Here is an 18419-nt window from a genome sequence, read left to right as displayed (position 1 = left end):
CTATCCTCCTGAAAAATTAAACATGTTTAGTATTATTTATAAAATTTATTGATTTTAGTTAAGTAACCAAATGTGTTATAAACAAAAAGAATAATTAATATGATTAAGCTCAATGTTTGGTTAATGCCTGTGGAAATTGAGAATAGACCAACGATTAAACACCCTCCAATTATCAATGAGATGTTAACTCTATACAATTTATACATAGCAATTAAAGTGATATGACGTTCACCTTCATCGAATAAATTTAATGTTTTTTCGATATAGTTTTTCTCTCCTAGTTTAGGATATCTAGGATCAAATTTTCGGATGAAAAATCCTATCATCAAAGCTGGAATAATTGTAATAACGTAAGGTATTATCACAAACATTATATTTTTTGCTGACGCATTACCTAAAACAACGATTAAAATAGTTAGTAGACTGATTAGTATTTGTATTGAATAGATAAAGTCACTTTTCATCGATTTTAGATATGCCTTTTTCTCATATAAATCTGCAGACTCATCATCAATGTGATTCCTAGTTTTAACTTTTAAATTGAGTGCATCTTTGTGTACTTTAAATAAATATAAAGTTAGAAGTATATTGATTATTGAAGATATAGTTGCAATTATGATAACGACGTTAGTTTTGGCAAAATGAGTGAATGGTGTCAGACTTAAAATTTTAATTCCGCCGAAAGAAAGACCTATCAATCCTCCAATTATTCCTCCGATAAGTGTTAATAATATGTATCTTCCTACTTTCATAAATCTCCCTCCTCGATGATAAAAATGTTTTCTACTGGTTCATTAAAAATTCTAGCTATTTTGATTGCTGTCAAAATAGAAGGTGTGAAATCATTACGTTCAATTAAAGAAACGGTTTGTCTTGAAATCCCTGCTTTCTTAGCAAGTTGCGTTTGGTTATATCCGTCTCTTGCACGTAATTCTTTAAGTCGATTTCGCAATTTCTATCAACTCCTTACATCAATAACATATATTACTTTAGTCAATTTGACAAGTATATTAGTCAAATTGACGCGCATTAATGTCAAAACATTTAAGTTAATTTAAATGTCTGCTAAAGGTTTAAGAGGGAAAGGGATTGTCTTTACTCGAACTAAACGAGCGATTGTTAAAGGAATATTGCTGTTACATTTAATTTAAAAAATGTATTCAATTAATTGTAATGTTTATTTACATTTTTTCGCTAATAAATTAAAACAAATGTATTTTGGAAATGTATATATTTTGTTAATATATATCTATTGTTATGAAATGCAGGAGGTGCAAGTGGTGAGTTTTTATAACTTCATGAAAAACTATGAAGGTGAGAAAAGTCATTTTGGCGATTTATTTGAAGGTATGAAAGATATTGATTTTCCTGAAGATATCTCTACCCCTAGAGACATCATTGAAAGATTTCATCATTGGCTTGAAGAACCAAGTTTACATGATACAATTCATCAGGCTATTGAAACGTATCAACAGAAGTAATTAGTTTTTATCATCACTATTAATATTTATTGAAAATGAATTCTCTAAAAGTAAAGAGACTTAACAAAGTATTTAAGTGATGTGTATAAAAGACTTTCAGGGAGTGTTGAGTATGAATAATTTACACAATATTCGAGAAAAAAATAATTTAGAAATTAAAGAGCTTGTAGAAGACTTAAACAAGAAATTTGGTACTAAATATGAAGTTCATCATATTTGGGAATGGGAAAATGGTAAGAACGAACCCAAAATGGAAGATGCACTTGTTTTAAGTAAGTATTTCGATGTACCTCATCAAGAGTTTTTAGATAGTGAAATGAAAAAGCTAAAAGATTCAGTTGATGATGTTTCAATTAATAAGTAATAAGGCAAATGTAAAGGAAAGTAAGTATATACTTCTCAATTCATAATAATCAACAATAGTTCTCACCTTATATTCATAACATGATATGTAAAATCGAGAAGAAATAGCTATATGAGTTTATAATAATGCGGTCAGTCTACCCGGCCGTGTTAAACTCTGCTATTTCTTCTTAATTTTTTATTTAATTTTCAATAATTTGAATTAAATTACCACAAGTATCATCAAAGATAGCCATTCTGACGCTACCCATCGTGGTAGGTGTAACTTTAAAGTTAACATTTGATTCTAATAACGTTTCATATGTTTGTTGTACATCTTTAACACCAAACATTGTAATTGGAATCCCAGCTTCATATAGGCGCTCTTGATAGTCTTTAGAAATGGGATTGCCGTTTGGTTCTAGAATTAATTCTGTACCATCTTGATGTGTTGGAGAGACAAGTGTTAACCAGCGAAATCCCTCTCCGACAGGTTCATCGCGTTTTTTCTTAAAGCCTAACACGTTTGTATAAAATTGTAATGCTTCTTCTTGATTTTCAACGAATATACTATTTGCAATAATATCCATATATTTCTCCCCCTTTATCTACTTTTTAAATAATTCCCTTATATTTTTTGTGTTATACATAATATTGGATGATTAATTAAGGTAATATTTCATGAAAGGTCAGTCTTAAAATGACAAGTTAAACGTTTTAATCATGTTAAATCATTTTTATCTATTTAGAGATGTATTGTTTCTGGAAAATTAAAGCTAAATTTTGGTACTATTGTCAGTAATGAGTGGGAACGCGCGATGTATGAATACATACTTAAATCGTACCTTAAAGAACAGTAATTCAGGTGAAATTCATATTTAATATATAGACGTTTTACTGTTTTATAGATTAGGGAAAATTACATGAGACTGACATGTGGTTCGACCCCCATTTTCAGAATAAAAAGATAAATAATAAGGAGATGAATAATACATGACACGAGTAGTTCTAGCAGAAGCATATCGTACACCTATTGGCGTATTTGGAGGCGCATTCAAAGATGTACCTGCATATGATTTAGGTGCAACAGTCATCAAGCACATCGTTAAAAATACAGGTATAGATTCAAATGAAATCAATGAAGTGATTATGGGCAATGTCTTACAAGCAGGACAAGGACAAAATCCTGCTCGTATTGCTTCTATTAAAGGAGGATTATCTGAAGCAACGCCGGCATTTACTCTGAATAAAGTGTGTGGTTCTGGGTTGAAAGCAATTCAACTTGCATATCAATCTATCGTAGCTGGTGATAATGAGGTTGTTATTGCAGGTGGCATGGAGAGTATGTCGCAATCACCTATGTTATTAAAAAATGGTCGCTTTGGCTTTAAAATGGGCAATCAAGCATTAGAAGATAGCATGGTAAGTGATGGTTTAACTGATAAATTCAATGATTACCATATGGGAATTACTGCAGAGAATCTAGTTGAAAAATATGGCATCAGTAGAGAGGAACAAGACCAATTCGCAGCCCAATCACAACAAAAGGCGGCGCATGCACAAGAAACTGGTGGATTTGACGCTGAAATTGTACCGGTTGAGGTACCTCAACGTAAAGGTGATCCTATTATTGTTTCGCAAGATGAAGGTATCCGCCAAGGCACAACAGCAGATAAGTTAGGTAAGTTACGTCCTGCGTTTAAAAAAGATGGTTCAGTGACAGCTGGTAATGCGTCCGGTATTAACGATGGTGCGGCTGCGATGTTAGTGATGACTGAAGAGAAAGCAAAAGCCTTAGGTGTTAAGCCGATTGCAATTCTTGATAGTTTCGGCACGAGTGGCGTGGATCCATCAATCATGGGTATTGGTCCTGTTGAAGCGGTTCGTCAAGCATTGAAGCGCTCGAATAAATCAGTTTCAGATATTGATGTTTTCGAATTAAATGAAGCCTTTGCCTCTCAATCATTGGCAGTTGATCGCGAACTTCAACTACCACAAGATAAAGTAAATGTGAAAGGTGGCGCAATTGCGCTAGGTCATCCTATCGGTGCATCAGGTGCGCGTATACTTGTAACGTTATTACATCAATTGAACGAAACCACAAAAACGGGTATCGCTTCATTATGTATTGGTGGAGGACAAGGTATTGCTACTGTTGTCTCTCACTATGAGGAGGGATAATGCATGGGTAAAGTCATTACGAATATTGAATCTGCCTTTGAACATTTAGAAGACGGCATGACTATACTTGCTGGTGGGTTTGGTCTATGCGGCATTCCCGAACACAGTATTGCAGCTATTCAAGCACGTGGTACTAAGAGACTCACTGTTGTTAGTAACAATTGTGGTGTAGACGACTTTGGCCTTGGTGTGTTACTTCAGGATAAACAAGTGGACAAGATGATTAGTTCTTATGTAGGTGAAAATAAATTATTCGAACAGCAATTTATCTCAGGTGAGTTAGACGTAGAGCTTACGCCTCAAGGGACATTAGCAGAAAAATTACGTGCAGGAGGGGCGGGGATTCCCGCATTTTACACTGCCACAGGTGTAGGTACTGAGATTGCTGAAGGTAAAGAAACACGCGTATTTAATGGCCGTGAGTATGTCATGGAAGAAGCGATTCAAGGAGACTTTGCCATCGTAAAAGCTGATATAGCGGATACAGCTGGAAATTTAATATTTAATAAAACAGCACGTAATTTTAATCCATTATGTGCGATGGCTGCTCAGACAACCGTTGTTGAAGTAGAGAAAATTGTTGATGTTGGTGAAATTGATCCTAATCAGGTGCATCTCCCAGGTATCTATGTAGATTATATTTTCGAAGGTGAAAATTTTGAAAAACGCATCGAAAAAAGAACGCTAAGGGAGGGTTAAACGCATGACTGAATTAACACCTAAAGAGAAAATCTTGCTACGTGCAGGACGTGAAATTAAAAGTGATATGTACATTAATTTAGGTATTGGTATGCCAACATTGGTAGCGAATGCGATGCCTGAAAGTGTAGAGAATGTTTATTTTCAATCGGAAAATGGTTTACTAGGTATAGGCCCTTATCCGACTGAAGACGAGCTAGATCCAGACTTGATCAATGCAGGCAAAGAAACAGTGACAGTCGCAAAAGGGGCGAGTTACTTCGATAATGCGGAGTCATTTGCGATGATTCGAGGTGGACATATAGATTTAGCAATTTTAGGCGGCATGGAGGTTTCTGAAACAGGCGATTTAGCGAATTACATGATTCCTGGCAAACTCGTCAAAGGTATGGGAGGCGCAATGGATTTAGTTGTTGGTGCTAAAAAGGTTGTGGTGATTAAGTTCCATACCAATAAACATGGTGCGTCAAAGGTGAAAAAGCAATGTGATTTACCATTAACTGGTGCGGGTGTTGTATCTAGATTAATTACCGATTTAGCCGTATTTGATTTTATTGATGGTCAGATGCGTTTGGTTGAGTTACAAGATGGTGTGACACTTAAAGAAGTTGAAGATAAAACAGAAGCACACTTTGTGAATTGTTTGAAGTAAATGCGACTGTGAAGGGGAAGTTTAATTAAGACGCCTCTCTTTCTGGTTTTCATCATTTTAATACTGATTTGAAAAATTAATAGCTACATTATAAAAGCTTTAAGTGATACTCTACTACGATATCACTTAAAGCTTTATTATATTTATTAAAATAGGAAGGTTAGATTGGGCGATGACGTAATGAATGGCTCTTTCATTACGATTCGCGCATGTAACTCATGGCAAAAGGTGATGTGCGATCTTAATTTTTGTTAAGGCTGTGTTGCACCTTGAGTTATGAATCTTTGGCAAGCCGGCTCAAAGCTTACCAAAGTGTTTGAGTATGTTACTTTAGATGATTGATATACTCGATAGTTGATTGTTTTAAATAGAATCGCTCAAATCTTTTTACTTTTATGGTTTGATTGCGAATGCTCTGACAGGGAAGCCGGGTGCATTTTTAGGTTTAGGACTTATTGCGTAAATAATGGCCCCTCTTGTAGGAAGTTGATCTAAGTTTGTTAATAATTCAAGTTGGAATGTATCTTTACCTAGAATATAACGTTCTCCTACAATATCCCCATTTTTAGCAGTATCAACTGAGGCATCGGTATCAAACGTTTCATGGCCTATAGATTTTACGCCACGTTCTTCAATAAGAAATTTTAACGCATCTAAACCCCAACCAGGTAAATGTTGGTTGCCGTCGGAGTCCTTATTTTCAAACTGATCTATATCTGGCCAACGTTTAGACCAATCTGTACGGAGTGCGACGAAGGTACCGGCTTCAATTTTGCCGTGCTGACTTTCCCATTCTTCAAGGTGTTGTCGTGTCACGATGAAATCTGCATTCTCTGCAACCTCTTTAGAGTAATCTAAGACAATAAGTGGTAATACTAGTTCTTTCAAGTCTAACTCTTCTAAATATCTCTTATTTTCCACAAAATGAATAGGCGCATCGATATGTGTACCATATTGAGTAACGATATTCCATCGTTGAACGTAAAAACCATGATCTTTGACGTTAAAGAGTGTTGAAACTTCGCCTTTTTCAAACTCACTAAAGCGAGGAATGTCTGGATCGAACGTATGAGTTAAGTCGACCCATTGGGCCTCTTTAAGTTGATTGAGTTGCTCCCATAAAGGATAGTTTGTCATAACCATCACCTCTGAATGATATTAAGCTATTGTTGCATCGTTGTCTTGGCGTTTCTTCTTAACGGCATTAACTAAAACTGTTAAGGCATCTTTCACTTCGTCTTCTTTACGCGTTTTAAGACCACAATCTGGATTTACCCAGAATAATGAACGATCGATTTGCTGTAAAGAACGATTAATTGCTGTTGTAATTTCTTCTTCAGTCGGAATACGTGGACTATGAATATCATAAACACCTAATCCGATACCTAAATCATAATTGATATCTTCAAAGTCTTTGATTAAATCACCATGACTACGTGATGTTTCAATTGATATAACATCAGCATCTAAGTCGTGAATAGCATGAATGATTTGTCCGAATTGAGAATAGCACATATGTGTATGAATTTGTGTTTCATCATGAACGGACGATGTTGCTAACTTGAATGAGTTGACGGCATCTTTCAAGTATTGATTATGATATTCAGAACGTAATGGTAAGCCTTCACGTAATGCTGGTTCGTCTACTTGAATAACTTTAATGCCTGCTTCTTCAAGCGCTAAGACTTCTTCATCAATAGCTAATGCAATTTGATCTTGAACAACTTTACGTGATACATCTACACGTTCGAATGACCAGTTAAGAATTGTTACTGATCCAGTTAACATACCTTTGACTGGCTTATCAGTTAAGCTTTGTGCATAGACTGTTTCTTTAACAGTTAAAGGTTCAGTCCATTTTACATCCCCGTAAATCACAGGTGGTTTAACTGCACGAGAGCCATATGATTGCACCCAACCAAACTTAGTTACTAAGAAGCCTTGAAGTTTTTCACCAAAGAATTCAACCATGTCATTACGTTCGAATTCACCATGCACGAGGACGTCTAAACCGATGTCTTCTTGGATTTTAATCCAACGTGCAATTTCATTTTGTAGGAACTCTTGATATTCAGCATCTGTAATGCGACGGTTCTTCCAATCTGCACGATATTTACGTACTTCACGTGTTTGAGGGAATGACCCGATTGTTGTAGTTGGTAAATCTGGTAAATTTAGACGTGCATATTGTTTTTGTTTACGTTCTGAGAATGGTGATTTACGACTTGTAGGAACGCTATCAAAGTCATACTCAAGGTTTTTGAATGATTGGCTTTGGAAACGTTCGTAACGTGCTTTGAGCTCGTCATATTTTGCGCTATCATTATTGTTGAATAAACGACGTAATGCATCTAATTCGTCTAACTTTTCAGTAGCAAAACTCAAACCTTCGGCAATAGATTCATCTAACGTTTCGTCATCTAATGAGACTGGCACATGTAGGAGAGAGGACGATGGTTGAATTACTAATTGATTAGTATATTGTTGCAACGTTTCAATTAATTGCTTTTTAGCTTCAATATCTGCAGCCCACACGTTACGACCATCAATAATACCAGCATAAAGTGACTTGCTTGAGTCGAAATCTCCTGATTCAATTTGTTTTAAGTTATAACCATTGTCATGAACAAAGTCTAAACCTAATCCGCCAACTGGTAATGAACTTAAGAATTTTAAATGCACACGTTCGAAGTAAGTTTGGATGACTAACTTTTCACCTAAGCCCGCTTGAGCAAAATATTCATAAGCTTCTTTTGTAATATCCTCATAGCTCTCGCTATCGTCAGTTACTAAAATAGGTTCATCAATTTGAATGTATTCAGCACCAGCTTGAATCAATGATGATAAAACTTCTTTATAAAGTGGAAGCAATGTTTGAACTTTTTCTTCAAATGATTGGTTGCCACCTTTAGAGAGTTTGACGAATGTGATAGGTCCAACAATCACAGGGTGAGCATTCACATTAATAGATTGAGCATATTTGAATCGTTCTAATAATGTATTTTTCTCAACTTTTGGTTCTACATTGTCCCATTCCGGTACGATGTAATGATAGTTTGTATTAAACCATTTAATTAGTGCACTCGCTACATGTTCCTTATTACCGCGGGCGATATCAAACAATAAATCGTCATCGACTTCACGACCTTGGAAACGTTTAGGAATAATATTGAATAGTAGAGATGTATCAAGAATATGGTCATATAATGAGAAGTCTCCAACTGGAATACTATCTAAATGATAATTCTTTTGAAGTAATAGGTTTTCTTTGTGTAAATCAGTAAGTGTTTGATCTAATTCAGCTTTATTAATTTTTTTAGCCCAGTAACTTTCGATAGCTTTTTTCCATTCTCTTTTTCTACCTAATCTTGGGAATCCTAAGTTTGAAGTTTTAATTGTTGTCATAATATTGCCTCCTTATTAGCAGTAATTGATTTAGAGTATGCTGCGAGTTCTAGTGAGTAATCCACCTTCTGGAATGGTGTAATAATGTATAAACCATTAAAATATTCATGCACTGTATCGATTAATTCTTTTGAAAGTCGTAAACTTAACTCTTTCGTTTTTTCTTTATCATCTTTAACAGCTTTGAATTGGTTCAATACATCTTCTGACATCTTTATGCCTGGCACTTCGTTATGTAAGAAAAGTGCATTATTATAACTAGCGATAGGCATAATGCCAATGAAGAACGGTGTATTTAAATGTTTCGTTTCTTCATAAACTTGTTTAATTTTTTCTTTGCTGTAAACGGGTTGTGTAATGAAATAGCTCATGCCACTTGCGACTTTTTTCTCAAGACGCTTTACGGCGCCGTCTAGTTTACGTACGTTTGGATCGAACGCACCTGCGATGTTGAAGTTTGTATGTTTCTTCAGCGCATCACCATCTGTATTAATACCTTGGTTAAATCTCAATGCGAGTTCCGTTAAACCTTTTGAATTTACATCGTAGACATTGGTTGCTCCTGGTAAGTGACCTACTTTAGAAGGATCTCCTGTAATTGCTAGAATTTCGTTTACACCAATGAGTGATAATCCTAGAAGGTGAGATTGCAGGCCGATAAGGTTTCGGTCGCGACATGTCACGTGAACGAGTGGTTCGATATCATATTGTTGTTTAATAAGACTTGCGGCTGCAATATTGCTTACTCGAACCGTTGCAAGTGAATTGTCAGCTAATGTGACGGCATCGATACCTGCTTCATCGAGTTTGCCTACATTTTCAAAGAAGGTATCTGTATCTAAGTGCTTAGGAGTATCAAGTTCCACAATGACCGTTGGACCATTCTTAACTTTAGAAGTCAGATTCTGTTTAACCACTTTCGTAGGTTTGTGATTAGATTTCTTCGTGATTGGAACGACCTTCTTGTCTTTTATAGGTGTTAAACCTTGAACAGCAGTCTTAATGTAACGAATGTGCTCAGGTGTCGTGCCGCAACATCCGCCAATTAATCTCACACCTTCATTAATTAATTCTTGTGCTACATCTCCGAAATATTGGGCATTATCACTGTATTTAAATTCACTGTTTTCAATATCTAAGAGACTCGCGTTTGGATAACACGATAAATAGGCATTATCCGGAAGTTCTATATGTGAAAATGAACGCTGCATATGGTGTGGACCATGGTGACAATTGAGACCTACGACATTAGCCCCACATGCAACCAGTTGTTTAAGAGCGTCATTGATTTCAGTACCATCAACAAGATAGTTCGTATTTGAAGCGGTCAACTGTGCGATGATAGGAATCTCATACTTTCGACGTGTGGCGACAACAATACTTTTTAATTCGTCTAAATCGTAGTAGGTTTCAAATAGTAGCGCATCTACGCCCTCGTCAATCAAAGTATCAATTTGTAATTCGGTGTGATATTGAATCGTAGACAAACTGATGTCATCTTGTCTGACACCTCTAAAGCCACCTACAGTTCCTAAGATGAATGTGTCATGATGCGCTGCACGTTTTGCAATTTGAACTGCTGCTTTATGAATTTCTTTGACACGATGTTCTAAGCCGAAAGTTTTTAACTTTTCAAAGTTAGCACCATACGTATTGGTTTGAATGACGTTTGCACCTGCTTCAATATAAGAGCGATGAATACGTTCTACCTTATCAGGGTGGGTTAAGTTATATGCTTCAGGGCAAGTGTCGAGCCCTTCTGAATAAAATATTGTTCCGATAGCTCCATCAGCTACCAAAACGTTGTTCTGCAATTGGTTCAGAAATTGACTCATTGAAAGCCTCCTTTAAAGCGTAGTTAATATCTGCAATGATTTCTTCTGGGTCCTCTAGTCCTACACTTAAGCGAAATAAACCGAAAGTAATGCCTCTCTTATTTCTTATTGCCTCAGGAACAGCTGCGTGAGACATTGTGGCTGGGTGGGAAAGGATTGTTTCAACTCCGCCAAGACTGACAGACACAAGTGGTAAAGTTAGAGACTCTACAAAGGTTTGTGCCTTTGATTCGTCTTTAAGTCTGAAGCCAATGACAGCACCACCGGTTGAAGCCTGTCTTAAATGTGTTGGATTATTTCCTGGGTAATATACTTCAGCAATTTCGTTACTTTGACTTAAGAACTTAACTAAACGTTCGGCATTTTCTACAGATTGTTTAAATCTTACAGGTAATGTTTTAAGATGCTTTGCTAACGTCCAACTATCATGAGCTGAAAGCGCCGTACCAGTACCGTTTTGTAAGAGGTAAAGGGCATCTGCAATATCTTTACGATTAGTGATCGCTGCTCCAGCAATAAGATCACTATGACCACCTAAAAATTTAGTAGCACTATGTACTACAATATCTGCTCCTAGAGCTAAAGGAGATTGACCAAGGGGTGTCATAAAGGTATTATCTACCGCTAAGAGTAAGTTGTTTTGTTTGGCTATTCTGGCTACTGCACGAATATCCGTAATTTTGAAAAGTGGGTTCGATGGCGTTTCCACATATATGAGTTTTGTATTTGATTGAATTGCATTTTTAATTTCTAGAATGTTTGTCGTATTTACCGTCGTAAATTTAATGTTAAAACGATTTAATATTTGTTCAGTAAGACGAAATGTGCCACCATAAACGTCATCAGGAAGAATTACATGATCGTCTGATTTGAGTGTAAGTAAGACAGCAGTTATGGCTGCTATACCTGAGGCATATGCGAAAGCATATTTTCCACCTTCTAAACGTGCTAATTTTTCTTCCAAAAGTGTACGGTTTGGGTTTCCACTTCTTGCGTAGTCGTATTGTGCATTCCCACCAAGTACTGTTTGGTGAAATGTTGAAGAATCATATAAGGGTGGATTTGCTGAGTGATAATCCTGTCCTCTACGTGAATCAAAGATTACTTCTGTCTCTCTAGATAAACTCATGAAATCACTCCTACTTTAGAATTTTCTAATGCTTGAATAATATCTGCTTCAATATCTTGATAATCTTCAATGCCAACTGATAGTCGAATCAGGTGTTCGTCTATTCCTCGTTTATCTTTTTCAGCATCAGGCATATCTACATGTGTTTGTGTATATGGGAAGGTGATAAATGTTTCTGTACCTCCTAAACTTTCTGCGAATATGCAAATGTCTAAATTTTCCAAAAACTTAGCGACGCTAAAAGCCTTATTGAGTCTTAAACTAAGCATTCCTGTACGGCCACTATAGAGGACTTCGTCTATGGATTCTGAATGACGACAACGTTCAGCCAGTCGTTGTGCATTCTCTTGAGAGCGATCGATACGAAGATGTAATGTCTTAAGTCCTCTTTGAAGTAGATAACTGTCTAAAGGTGATAACGTTGCGCCAATCATATTATGGAATTGTCCAAGTTGTTCAGCCAAGCGTTCATCTTTCACAGTTACGACGCCGGCTAATACATCGTTATGTCCACCAATATATTTCGTTGCTGAATGTAAAACGATATCTGCACCTTCTTCAAGAGGTGTTGATAGATAGGGCGTTAAGAACGTATTATCAATGATTGTTAATAAATTGTGTTTTTTACTTAGAACATAATACGGCTCGACATCAATTTCTATCATTTGTGGATTGGAAATCGGTTCAATAAATAAAGCTTTTGTTTGTGGAGTTATATTTTTTTCAACATCTTCATAATCTAAGAAATCAACGTATTTAAATTTCACGCCATATTGTTGTTCGTAGAAATCGAATAAACGGAAAGTGCCTCCGTATAAATCAAATGCTACGAGCACTTCATCCCCAGGTTTGAAGATGTTACAAACGAGTTGGATTGCTGCCATTCCACTAGAAGTGGCAAAAGATGCAATGCCTTTTTCCAGTTTGGCAAATGATTCTTCGAACGCTGTGCGAGTTGGGTTCTTAGTGCGTGTATAATCATATCCTGTTGATTGACCTAGATGAGGATGTTGATATGCAGTAGATAAATAAATTGGATTGGCAATAGCGCCGGTATGATCCTTTGTTAGAGCAATTTGAGCTAATTCAGTATCCTTCATTTCTAGACCCTCCTAATTAAATAAATAAAAAAAGCTTCCGTCCTTTAAACCCGATTCATTCGGATGTAAAGGACGAAAGCTTAAGTTTCGCGGTACCACCTTTGTTTGTCACTTTATTGCTAAAGTGACCTCTACCAGTACGCCATTATATTTGAACAACGTCTATTTATGGAAGTGTTAACTTTAATCACAAGCATTATCGTTATGTTAAATCATTGAGCCAAATAAAAAACTCATTTAGTCTTAGGAAGAATAAATGAGTATTAACGATATGTTGTGACGATGGTAATGAATTCCAGTACGCCATTCAACTACAATGTTAATACTGTATCGCTATAACGGGCGAACCCGTTGATACCTCATATTGGCATCAACACTCCAAGGCCATTTTCAAACTTTCTTTCAATACCTTCTCTCAGCTAACGAAGACTCTCTGTAAAAGCAGTGTAAGTTCTACTTTCCTTTTTATAGTGTGTAAAATGTTTCGTTTTGTAATTGTTAATACTTAGATTACAGAGTAGGAAATGATTTGTCAACAACTTTTCTGAAAATTTAGATTAAACAGTTTACTTAGAAGTGCGACGAATACTTTTAACATAGAGTTTCGCGTTATTGAAAAAATTTCATTTGAGTTAGTATAATCATTTACTAAAGCTTGTACTACAAGAGTGAAATTTTTAAAATAATAAGTGTTAAGAAATGATGTGTTGCAAAAAATTGTTAATCATTTATAGAAAGATGTGAAAATATGACACAGAATGATGATCAGCGCTTGCAACTCGAGAGAGATGAGCAAGTTCAACATGTAGCTATAGGTTTAATCAAGCCTAATCCTTACCAACCGCGTAAGACCTTTGATGAGGATAAATTGCAAGATTTAGCTAAATCCATTCAACAACATGGAATCCTTCAACCTATTGTAATAAGAGAAACCATACAAGGATATTATATTGTAGTGGGCGAGCGACGCTTTAGAGCTTCACAAATCGTTGGGTTAGAAAGTATTCCTGCGATAGTTAAAAAGTTATCTGATGAAGATATGATGGAGCTCGCAATTATTGAAAATTTACAACGTGAAGATTTAAATGCGATTGAGGAGGCTGAAAGTTATAAAAAATTAATGTCGGATTTAAAGATTACGCAGCAAGAAGTTGCTCGTAGATTAGGTAAATCACGTCCTTATATTGCGAATATGCTTAGATTACTCCATCTTCCATCCGCCATTATGAAGATGGTTAGAGAGGGAGAGCTCTCTGGTGCACATGGCCGCACCTTATTATCCTTAAAGGACGAAGCTTTAATGAAAAAGGTAGGTAAAGAAGCCGTCCGGGAGTCTTGGAGCGTACGACAACTTGAGCAATATGTAAATACACATTTAAAAGAAGGCGAGTCGAATGCAAAATCAAAGCAAGCGAACAATAAAAAACCGAAATTTATTCAACAACAGGAAAGGTTACTTAAAGAGCAGTATGGTTCCAAAGTTGAAATTTCCACGTCTAAAAATATTGGAAAAATCACGTTTGAATTTAAATCAGAAGACGAGTTTAAAAGAATTATTCAGCAATTGAATAGAAAGTAGTGAAGTTATAAAGTTATTTTTAAAACTGTAGACTGATTAAAACTGTATTTTTTTAAGTTATAATATGGGAATTATGGAAAATTTGAAAAGGAGGTAATACATTTATGAACCAAGTAAAGCATATTTTATCTTCTTTATTTGAACCTTTAACTAAAGTAGAGACTTATGAAAATCTTGTCATAAAAATTATTATGATTTTGATTTATATCATTGTCGCACTCATCGTTATAGCGATTTTAAATAAAGTCATTGAACAAGCTTTTAAAATACAAAATAAAAGTAAAAAAGGAAACAAGAAACGTTCTAAGACACTCGTGTCACTAGTACAAAACGTAGTAAAATATATCGTATGGTTTATTGTGATTACTACCATTTTAAGTAAATTTGGTATAAGTGTTGAAGGAATTATCGCCAGTGCTGGTGTGGTCGGAGTTGCAGTAGGTTTCGGTGCTCAAACGATTGTCAAAGACATCATTACAGGTTTCTTTATTATATTTGAGAATCAATTTGATGTTGGAGATTATGTTAAAATCAATAGCGGTGGAACAACTGTAGCAGAAGGTACAGTTAAGTCTATTGGTTTGAGATCTACGCGTATCAACACTATTTCTGGTGAATTGACGATTTTGCCAAATGGTAGCATGGGAGAGATAACTAATTTCTCAATTACTAACGGCACATCTATTGTGGAACTTCCAGTCTCAGTTGATGAGAATTTAGACCAAGTTGAGAAGAAATTAAATAAATTATTTACTTCATTACGTAGTAAGTACTATTTATTTGTTAGTGATCCAGTGGTTGAAGGTATTGATGCATTAGAGAATAATAAAGCAACGATTCGTATTTCTGCCGAGACAATTCCTGGCGAAGGTGCCTCAGGTGCACGTATTATTAGAAAAGAAGCACAAAAAATGTTTATTCAAGAAGGCATACGCATGCCACAACCTCTATTCACTCAGTATAGTGAAGAGCAAAGTAAAAGCTAATTATCATTGGAGGTCATTTTATGACGTCAAATTACGGAATAAATGATATAGTAGAAATGAAAAAACAACATGCATGTGGAACAAATCGCTTTAAAATTATAAGAATGGGTGCTGATATAAGAATTAAATGTGAAAATTGTCAGCGTAGCATTATGATTCCACGTCAGACGTTTAATAAAAAATTGAAAAAAGTTCTTGAATCTCATCAAGACAAAGAAAGTTAGGAGAATGATTAATGGCTTTAACAGCAGGTATCGTAGGCTTACCTAACGTAGGTAAATCTACCCTATTTAATGCAATTACTAAAGCTGGTGCATTAGCAGCAAACTATCCATTTGCTACGATTGATCCGAACGTGGGAATCGTAGAAGTACCAGATTCACGTTTATTTAAATTAGAAGAAATGGTACAACCTAAAAAAACAATTCCTACTACATTTGAATTTACAGATATTGCAGGTATCGTGAAAGGTGCCTCTAAAGGCGAAGGGTTAGGAAATAAATTCTTATCCCATATCCGTGAAGTAGATGCGATATGCCAGGTTGTTCGTGCATTTGACGATGAAAATGTAACGCATGTATCTGGTCGAGTGAATCCTCTAGATGACATTGAAGTAATCAATATGGAATTGGTATTAGCAGATTTAGAATCTGTTGATAAACGCTTACCTAAAATTGAAAAAATGGCTCGTCAAAAGGATAAAACAGCTGAGATGGAGTTGCGCATCTTGACTAGAATTAAAGAAGCGTTAGAAGATGGTAAACCGGTTAGAAGTATTGATTTCAATGAAGATGACCAAAAATGGGTAAATCAAGCACAATTATTAACTTCTAAGAAAATGTTATATATCGCTAATGTTGGTGAAGATGAAATTGGCGATGAAGATAACGATAAAGTTAAAGCAATTCGCGAATATGCTGAAAAAGAAGATTCTGAAGTCATTGTGATTAGTGCCAAAATTGAAGAAGAAATCGCAACATTAGATGATGAAGATAAAGAAATGTTCTTAGAAGATCTAGGTATTGAAGAACCTGGTTTAGATCGTTTAATTCGAACTACTTATGACTTATTAGGCTTATCTACTTACTTTACAGCTGGTGTCCAAGAAGTTCGTGCATGGACATTTAGACAAGGTATGACAGCACCACAATGTGCAGGTATTATTCATACTGACTTTGAGCGTGGATTTATACGTGCCGAAGTTACTAGTTATGAAGATTATGTTGAACACGGTGGCGAAAATGGCGCTAAAGAAGCGGGTAAACAACGCTTAGAAGGTAAAGAGTACATTATGAAGGATGGAGACATCGTACACTTCCGCTTTAATGTATAATTGAATAAATATTATGGAGCTATCTCATTAGGAGATGGCTCTTTTTTATAAAAAAGAAGCAATGTAGTTTAGTATGCTCAAAGTGGCTAAGTGACTCAACTACATTGCTTTTATATTTGAATTTCCAAATTCTTAAAAAAATGGAATTACTTCACTTGCTTCGATTATATCTTGAGTGCTAAAGAATTGCTTTCCTTCGCCAGTGTATGCAGGTTCAAGGACCATATTTGCCTTAGCACAATAAAGCCATTCAGGGTGAATACCACAATTTAAGATATCTTGAAATTCTTGGAAATCTTTATTCCAATCTAAATTTAATTTCATGCTAAACACCTCACCTATATTATAGAACGAATGTTCGTAAAAGTGAAGTGTTTTTGTTCGATTGTGTTCGTATTAATTTTAAGATGTGAACCAAGAAGCATCAACATTGCTATCAAGGTAATTGGCATCTACATTTTGGTCTAACTCAGGTGAATAATAACTATCAGTATATTGCCATAAAACTTTTTCACGTGTAGGTTCTTCAGCTTGATAAGATGCTAACCAGTAGCCATCATACGAACTCACTGCATTTGCAACGTGATTTACCATAAAGTTTTCATAAGAATAGAAGAGTATTTTTTTGTTTCCTGCAAGTTGTCTCATTTGATTTGCCCAAGCTTGAGTAGCTGTATTCTCATCGCCGCTCGTTACTGAAGATTGTTCATAGTCATTAATATAGAATGAAGCTTTTGGAGCACGATTGTATAAAGTTCTTGCTTCATAACGCGCGTCATCAGCATTCTCATACATACTATAAGAATAAACACCGAATTTCATATTATTTTTGTCTAATAAAGCTGAATTGTGCTCTAAACATTGATCTACATATTCTGAACCATACTGGCCGCGTATAATGATGAAGTCATAATTTTTCTTGAGTTTTTTAACTTGAGCGTCAGTTAAATTACCTTGCCATTCTGAAATATCTAATACTCTCTCTCCAGTGTTAGTTACAGCTGATCTAGATTTAGTTGAGAACGTTGAACGATTTTGTGTTGCGTTACTTTTTTGATTAGGATGTTTCTTTAAATATTGTTGGTAGCCATAACCCATTGTTCCTTTTTCACTTGTTGACTGACTTTTAGAAGATTCCTCTGCATTTGCGTTAACCATGCCCAAACTTGTCGCTAACATTGAAAATGAAATTATCGAGTATGTAACCTTCTTTAACATAAATGTGCTCCTTTTTTATTGAGAATTTAGAAATTACGTACAATTATATGTAAAATGTAATTTTTATGCTATAACAATTAAACTCAATTCGCAACAACGCATTTAGTACGATTTGTAATGTTTAAATATTAAGTTATACGGAACATAAAAAGTTCTTAATTTTATAAAAATTTATTATTCGAAATGAGCAGGGATGTAAAGGGGATGTACTGAAATATTCATTCTTAATATCTTCATCTGTATTTATTCGATACTTATTACTTCTTGCTTTATCTATGAGACCTGTAACCCCATCGCTATTGTATCTATTAATCCAATTATAAAGCGCACGAATAGGGACTTTAGTTGACTCACTAATTTCTTTCACTGATTCTAATCTTTTAAAATAAGGTTCAATTTTATAATATCTATGCATAGCTTTTTTACATACCTCTTCACTAAAATTAGATAAATTCTTACTCATTTCAGTATCTTTATAA

The 18419-nt window shown here is 35.3% G+C and carries 19 protein-coding genes and 1 other annotated feature; of the genes, 9 read left to right on the top strand and 10 right to left on the bottom strand.

Features of this window, described 5'->3' with window-relative positions:
* Window positions 1–32 precede the first annotated feature (32 nt).
* Both HMPREF3154_RS03145 and HMPREF3154_RS03140 read right to left on the bottom strand, forming a co-directional pair.
* Window positions 33–752: a DUF3169 family protein gene (locus HMPREF3154_RS03145; RefSeq protein WP_030061364.1), complete on the bottom strand. Its 720-nt coding sequence runs from the start codon at window positions 750–752 to the stop codon at window positions 33–35.
* Entirely contained in the window at window positions 749–952 is a 204-nt protein-coding gene (locus HMPREF3154_RS03140) for a helix-turn-helix transcriptional regulator (protein WP_002434049.1), read from the bottom strand. The genes HMPREF3154_RS03145 and HMPREF3154_RS03140 overlap by 4 nt, the downstream gene beginning before the upstream one ends.
* A gap of 328 nt (window positions 953–1280) precedes the next feature.
* On the opposite strand from HMPREF3154_RS03140, the gene HMPREF3154_RS03135 reads away from it, so the two are divergent.
* Both HMPREF3154_RS03135 and HMPREF3154_RS03130 read left to right on the top strand, forming a co-directional pair.
* The gene (locus HMPREF3154_RS03135) at window positions 1281–1481 is read left to right on the top strand and encodes a YozE family protein (RefSeq protein WP_016898412.1); all 201 of its coding nucleotides are present in this window, start codon (window positions 1281–1283) and stop codon (window positions 1479–1481) included.
* A 112-nt stretch (window positions 1482–1593) separates the two neighbouring features.
* Window positions 1594–1845 (top strand): helix-turn-helix domain-containing protein, encoded by a 252-nt coding sequence (locus tag HMPREF3154_RS03130; protein ID WP_002469649.1) that lies wholly within the window; start codon window positions 1594–1596, stop codon window positions 1843–1845.
* Between the two features lie 181 nt (window positions 1846–2026).
* Here the strand turns inward: HMPREF3154_RS03130 and HMPREF3154_RS03125 are convergent, their stop codons facing one another.
* Entirely contained in the window at window positions 2027–2413 is a 387-nt protein-coding gene (locus HMPREF3154_RS03125; protein ID WP_002434067.1) for a VOC family protein, read from the bottom strand.
* Between the two features lie 403 nt (window positions 2414–2816).
* Between HMPREF3154_RS03125 and HMPREF3154_RS03120 the strand changes: the two genes are divergently transcribed.
* Genes HMPREF3154_RS03120 through HMPREF3154_RS03110 form a run of 3 tightly spaced genes read left to right on the top strand, consistent with a single transcriptional unit; the run spans window position 2817 to window position 5355 of the window.
* Window positions 2817–4004, top strand: coding sequence for an acetyl-CoA C-acetyltransferase (locus HMPREF3154_RS03120; RefSeq protein ID WP_030061361.1), 1188 nt, complete (start codon window positions 2817–2819; stop codon window positions 4002–4004).
* Window positions 4005–4007: 3 nt separating this feature from the next.
* Window positions 4008–4703, top strand: a complete 696-nt coding sequence (locus tag HMPREF3154_RS03115; RefSeq protein ID WP_030061359.1) for a CoA transferase subunit A — start codon at window positions 4008–4010, stop codon at window positions 4701–4703.
* Between the two features lie 4 nt (window positions 4704–4707).
* Entirely contained in the window at window positions 4708–5355 is a 648-nt protein-coding gene (locus tag HMPREF3154_RS03110; RefSeq protein ID WP_030061357.1) for a 3-oxoacid CoA-transferase subunit B, read from the top strand.
* Between the two features lie 393 nt (window positions 5356–5748).
* Here HMPREF3154_RS03110 and HMPREF3154_RS03105 read toward each other — a convergent pair whose 3' ends face one another.
* The 5 genes from HMPREF3154_RS03105 to HMPREF3154_RS03085 are packed head-to-tail and all read right to left on the bottom strand — an operon-like array spanning window position 5749 to window position 12824.
* Window positions 5749–6492: a cyclase family protein gene (locus tag HMPREF3154_RS03105; RefSeq protein WP_002454405.1), complete on the bottom strand. Its 744-nt coding sequence runs from the start codon at window positions 6490–6492 to the stop codon at window positions 5749–5751.
* Window positions 6493–6513: 21 nt separating this feature from the next.
* The gene (metE, locus tag HMPREF3154_RS03100) at window positions 6514–8760 is read right to left on the bottom strand and encodes a 5-methyltetrahydropteroyltriglutamate--homocysteine S-methyltransferase (protein WP_070474345.1); all 2247 of its coding nucleotides are present in this window, start codon (window positions 8758–8760) and stop codon (window positions 6514–6516) included.
* Entirely contained in the window at window positions 8757–10595 is a 1839-nt protein-coding gene (locus HMPREF3154_RS03095) for a bifunctional homocysteine S-methyltransferase/methylenetetrahydrofolate reductase (RefSeq protein ID WP_037550897.1), read from the bottom strand. The genes metE and HMPREF3154_RS03095 overlap by 4 nt, the downstream gene beginning before the upstream one ends.
* Window positions 10549–11724 (bottom strand): cystathionine beta-lyase MetC, encoded by a 1176-nt coding sequence (gene metC / locus HMPREF3154_RS03090; protein WP_030061349.1) that lies wholly within the window; start codon window positions 11722–11724, stop codon window positions 10549–10551. The genes HMPREF3154_RS03095 and metC overlap by 47 nt, the downstream gene beginning before the upstream one ends.
* On the bottom strand, window positions 11721–12824 hold the full coding sequence (locus tag HMPREF3154_RS03085) for a PLP-dependent transferase (protein WP_030061346.1): 1104 nt from the start codon (window positions 12822–12824) through the stop codon (window positions 11721–11723). Before HMPREF3154_RS03085 ends, metC begins: the two co-directional genes overlap by 4 nt.
* Window positions 12825–12889: 65 nt before the next feature.
* Window positions 12890–13302, bottom strand: a binding site (T-box leader).
* Between the two features lie 270 nt (window positions 13303–13572).
* Here HMPREF3154_RS03085 and HMPREF3154_RS03080 point away from each other — a divergent pair.
* From HMPREF3154_RS03080 to ychF, 4 genes are all read left to right on the top strand, one after another.
* Window positions 13573–14403 carry a ParB/RepB/Spo0J family partition protein gene (locus tag HMPREF3154_RS03080; protein ID WP_030061344.1) on the top strand — a complete coding sequence of 277 codons (831 nt, stop codon included), beginning with the start codon at window positions 13573–13575 and terminating at the stop codon, window positions 14401–14403.
* A 104-nt stretch (window positions 14404–14507) separates the two neighbouring features.
* Window positions 14508–15389: a mechanosensitive ion channel family protein gene (locus HMPREF3154_RS03075; RefSeq protein WP_002454411.1), complete on the top strand. Its 882-nt coding sequence runs from the start codon at window positions 14508–14510 to the stop codon at window positions 15387–15389.
* A 20-nt stretch (window positions 15390–15409) separates the two neighbouring features.
* Window positions 15410–15613 (top strand): DUF951 domain-containing protein, encoded by a 204-nt coding sequence (locus HMPREF3154_RS03070; RefSeq protein WP_002445134.1) that lies wholly within the window; start codon window positions 15410–15412, stop codon window positions 15611–15613.
* A gap of 11 nt (window positions 15614–15624) precedes the next feature.
* The gene (ychF, locus tag HMPREF3154_RS03065; protein ID WP_002434081.1) at window positions 15625–16722 is read left to right on the top strand and encodes a redox-regulated ATPase YchF; all 1098 of its coding nucleotides are present in this window, start codon (window positions 15625–15627) and stop codon (window positions 16720–16722) included.
* Window positions 16723–16854: 132 nt separating this feature from the next.
* Here the strand turns inward: ychF and HMPREF3154_RS03060 are convergent, their stop codons facing one another.
* Together HMPREF3154_RS03060 and HMPREF3154_RS03055 are read right to left on the bottom strand one after the other, a co-directional pair.
* On the bottom strand, window positions 16855–17046 hold the full coding sequence (locus HMPREF3154_RS03060; RefSeq protein WP_002434516.1) for a hypothetical protein: 192 nt from the start codon (window positions 17044–17046) through the stop codon (window positions 16855–16857).
* A gap of 78 nt (window positions 17047–17124) precedes the next feature.
* A complete protein-coding gene (locus HMPREF3154_RS03055) occupies window positions 17125–17940 on the bottom strand; it encodes a GH25 family lysozyme (protein WP_002434109.1) in 816 nt (271 codons plus the stop codon).
* Between the last annotated feature and the right edge of the window lie 479 nt (window positions 17941–18419).

This window comes from Staphylococcus sp. HMSC06C11, assembly GCF_001808345.1.
GTDB lineage: Bacteria > Bacillota > Bacilli > Staphylococcales > Staphylococcaceae > Staphylococcus > Staphylococcus capitis.
Note: the sequence above shows the minus strand (reverse complement) of the source record. Positions and strands in the feature narration are given on the sequence as shown.

Excerpts from the sequence above, each read along its gene's own strand:
- HMPREF3154_RS03145 (WP_030061364.1), bottom strand. The coding sequence starts at position 752 with ATGAAAGTAGGAAGATACATATTATTAACACTTATCGGAGGAATAATT.
- HMPREF3154_RS03130 (WP_002469649.1), top strand. The coding sequence starts at position 1,594 with ATGAATAATTTACACAATATTCGAGAAAAAAATAATTTAGAAATTAAA.
- HMPREF3154_RS03125 (WP_002434067.1), bottom strand. The coding sequence starts at position 2,413 with ATGGATATTATTGCAAATAGTATATTCGTTGAAAATCAAGAAGAAGCA.
- HMPREF3154_RS03120 (WP_030061361.1), top strand. The coding sequence starts at position 2,817 with ATGACACGAGTAGTTCTAGCAGAAGCATATCGTACACCTATTGGCGTA.
- HMPREF3154_RS03115 (WP_030061359.1), top strand. The coding sequence starts at position 4,008 with ATGGGTAAAGTCATTACGAATATTGAATCTGCCTTTGAACATTTAGAA.
- HMPREF3154_RS03110 (WP_030061357.1), top strand. The coding sequence starts at position 4,708 with ATGACTGAATTAACACCTAAAGAGAAAATCTTGCTACGTGCAGGACGT.
- HMPREF3154_RS03105 (WP_002454405.1), bottom strand. The coding sequence starts at position 6,492 with ATGACAAACTATCCTTTATGGGAGCAACTCAATCAACTTAAAGAGGCC.
- metE (WP_070474345.1), bottom strand. The coding sequence starts at position 8,760 with ATGACAACAATTAAAACTTCAAACTTAGGATTCCCAAGATTAGGTAGA.
- HMPREF3154_RS03095 (WP_037550897.1), bottom strand. The coding sequence starts at position 10,595 with ATGAGTCAATTTCTGAACCAATTGCAGAACAACGTTTTGGTAGCTGAT.
- metC (WP_030061349.1), bottom strand. The coding sequence starts at position 11,724 with ATGAGTTTATCTAGAGAGACAGAAGTAATCTTTGATTCACGTAGAGGA.
- HMPREF3154_RS03085 (WP_030061346.1), bottom strand. The coding sequence starts at position 12,824 with ATGAAGGATACTGAATTAGCTCAAATTGCTCTAACAAAGGATCATACC.
- HMPREF3154_RS03080 (WP_030061344.1), top strand. The coding sequence starts at position 13,573 with ATGACACAGAATGATGATCAGCGCTTGCAACTCGAGAGAGATGAGCAA.
- HMPREF3154_RS03075 (WP_002454411.1), top strand. The coding sequence starts at position 14,508 with ATGAACCAAGTAAAGCATATTTTATCTTCTTTATTTGAACCTTTAACT.
- HMPREF3154_RS03070 (WP_002445134.1), top strand. The coding sequence starts at position 15,410 with ATGACGTCAAATTACGGAATAAATGATATAGTAGAAATGAAAAAACAA.
- ychF (WP_002434081.1), top strand. The coding sequence starts at position 15,625 with ATGGCTTTAACAGCAGGTATCGTAGGCTTACCTAACGTAGGTAAATCT.
- HMPREF3154_RS03060 (WP_002434516.1), bottom strand. The coding sequence starts at position 17,046 with ATGAAATTAAATTTAGATTGGAATAAAGATTTCCAAGAATTTCAAGAT.
- HMPREF3154_RS03055 (WP_002434109.1), bottom strand. The coding sequence starts at position 17,940 with ATGTTAAAGAAGGTTACATACTCGATAATTTCATTTTCAATGTTAGCG.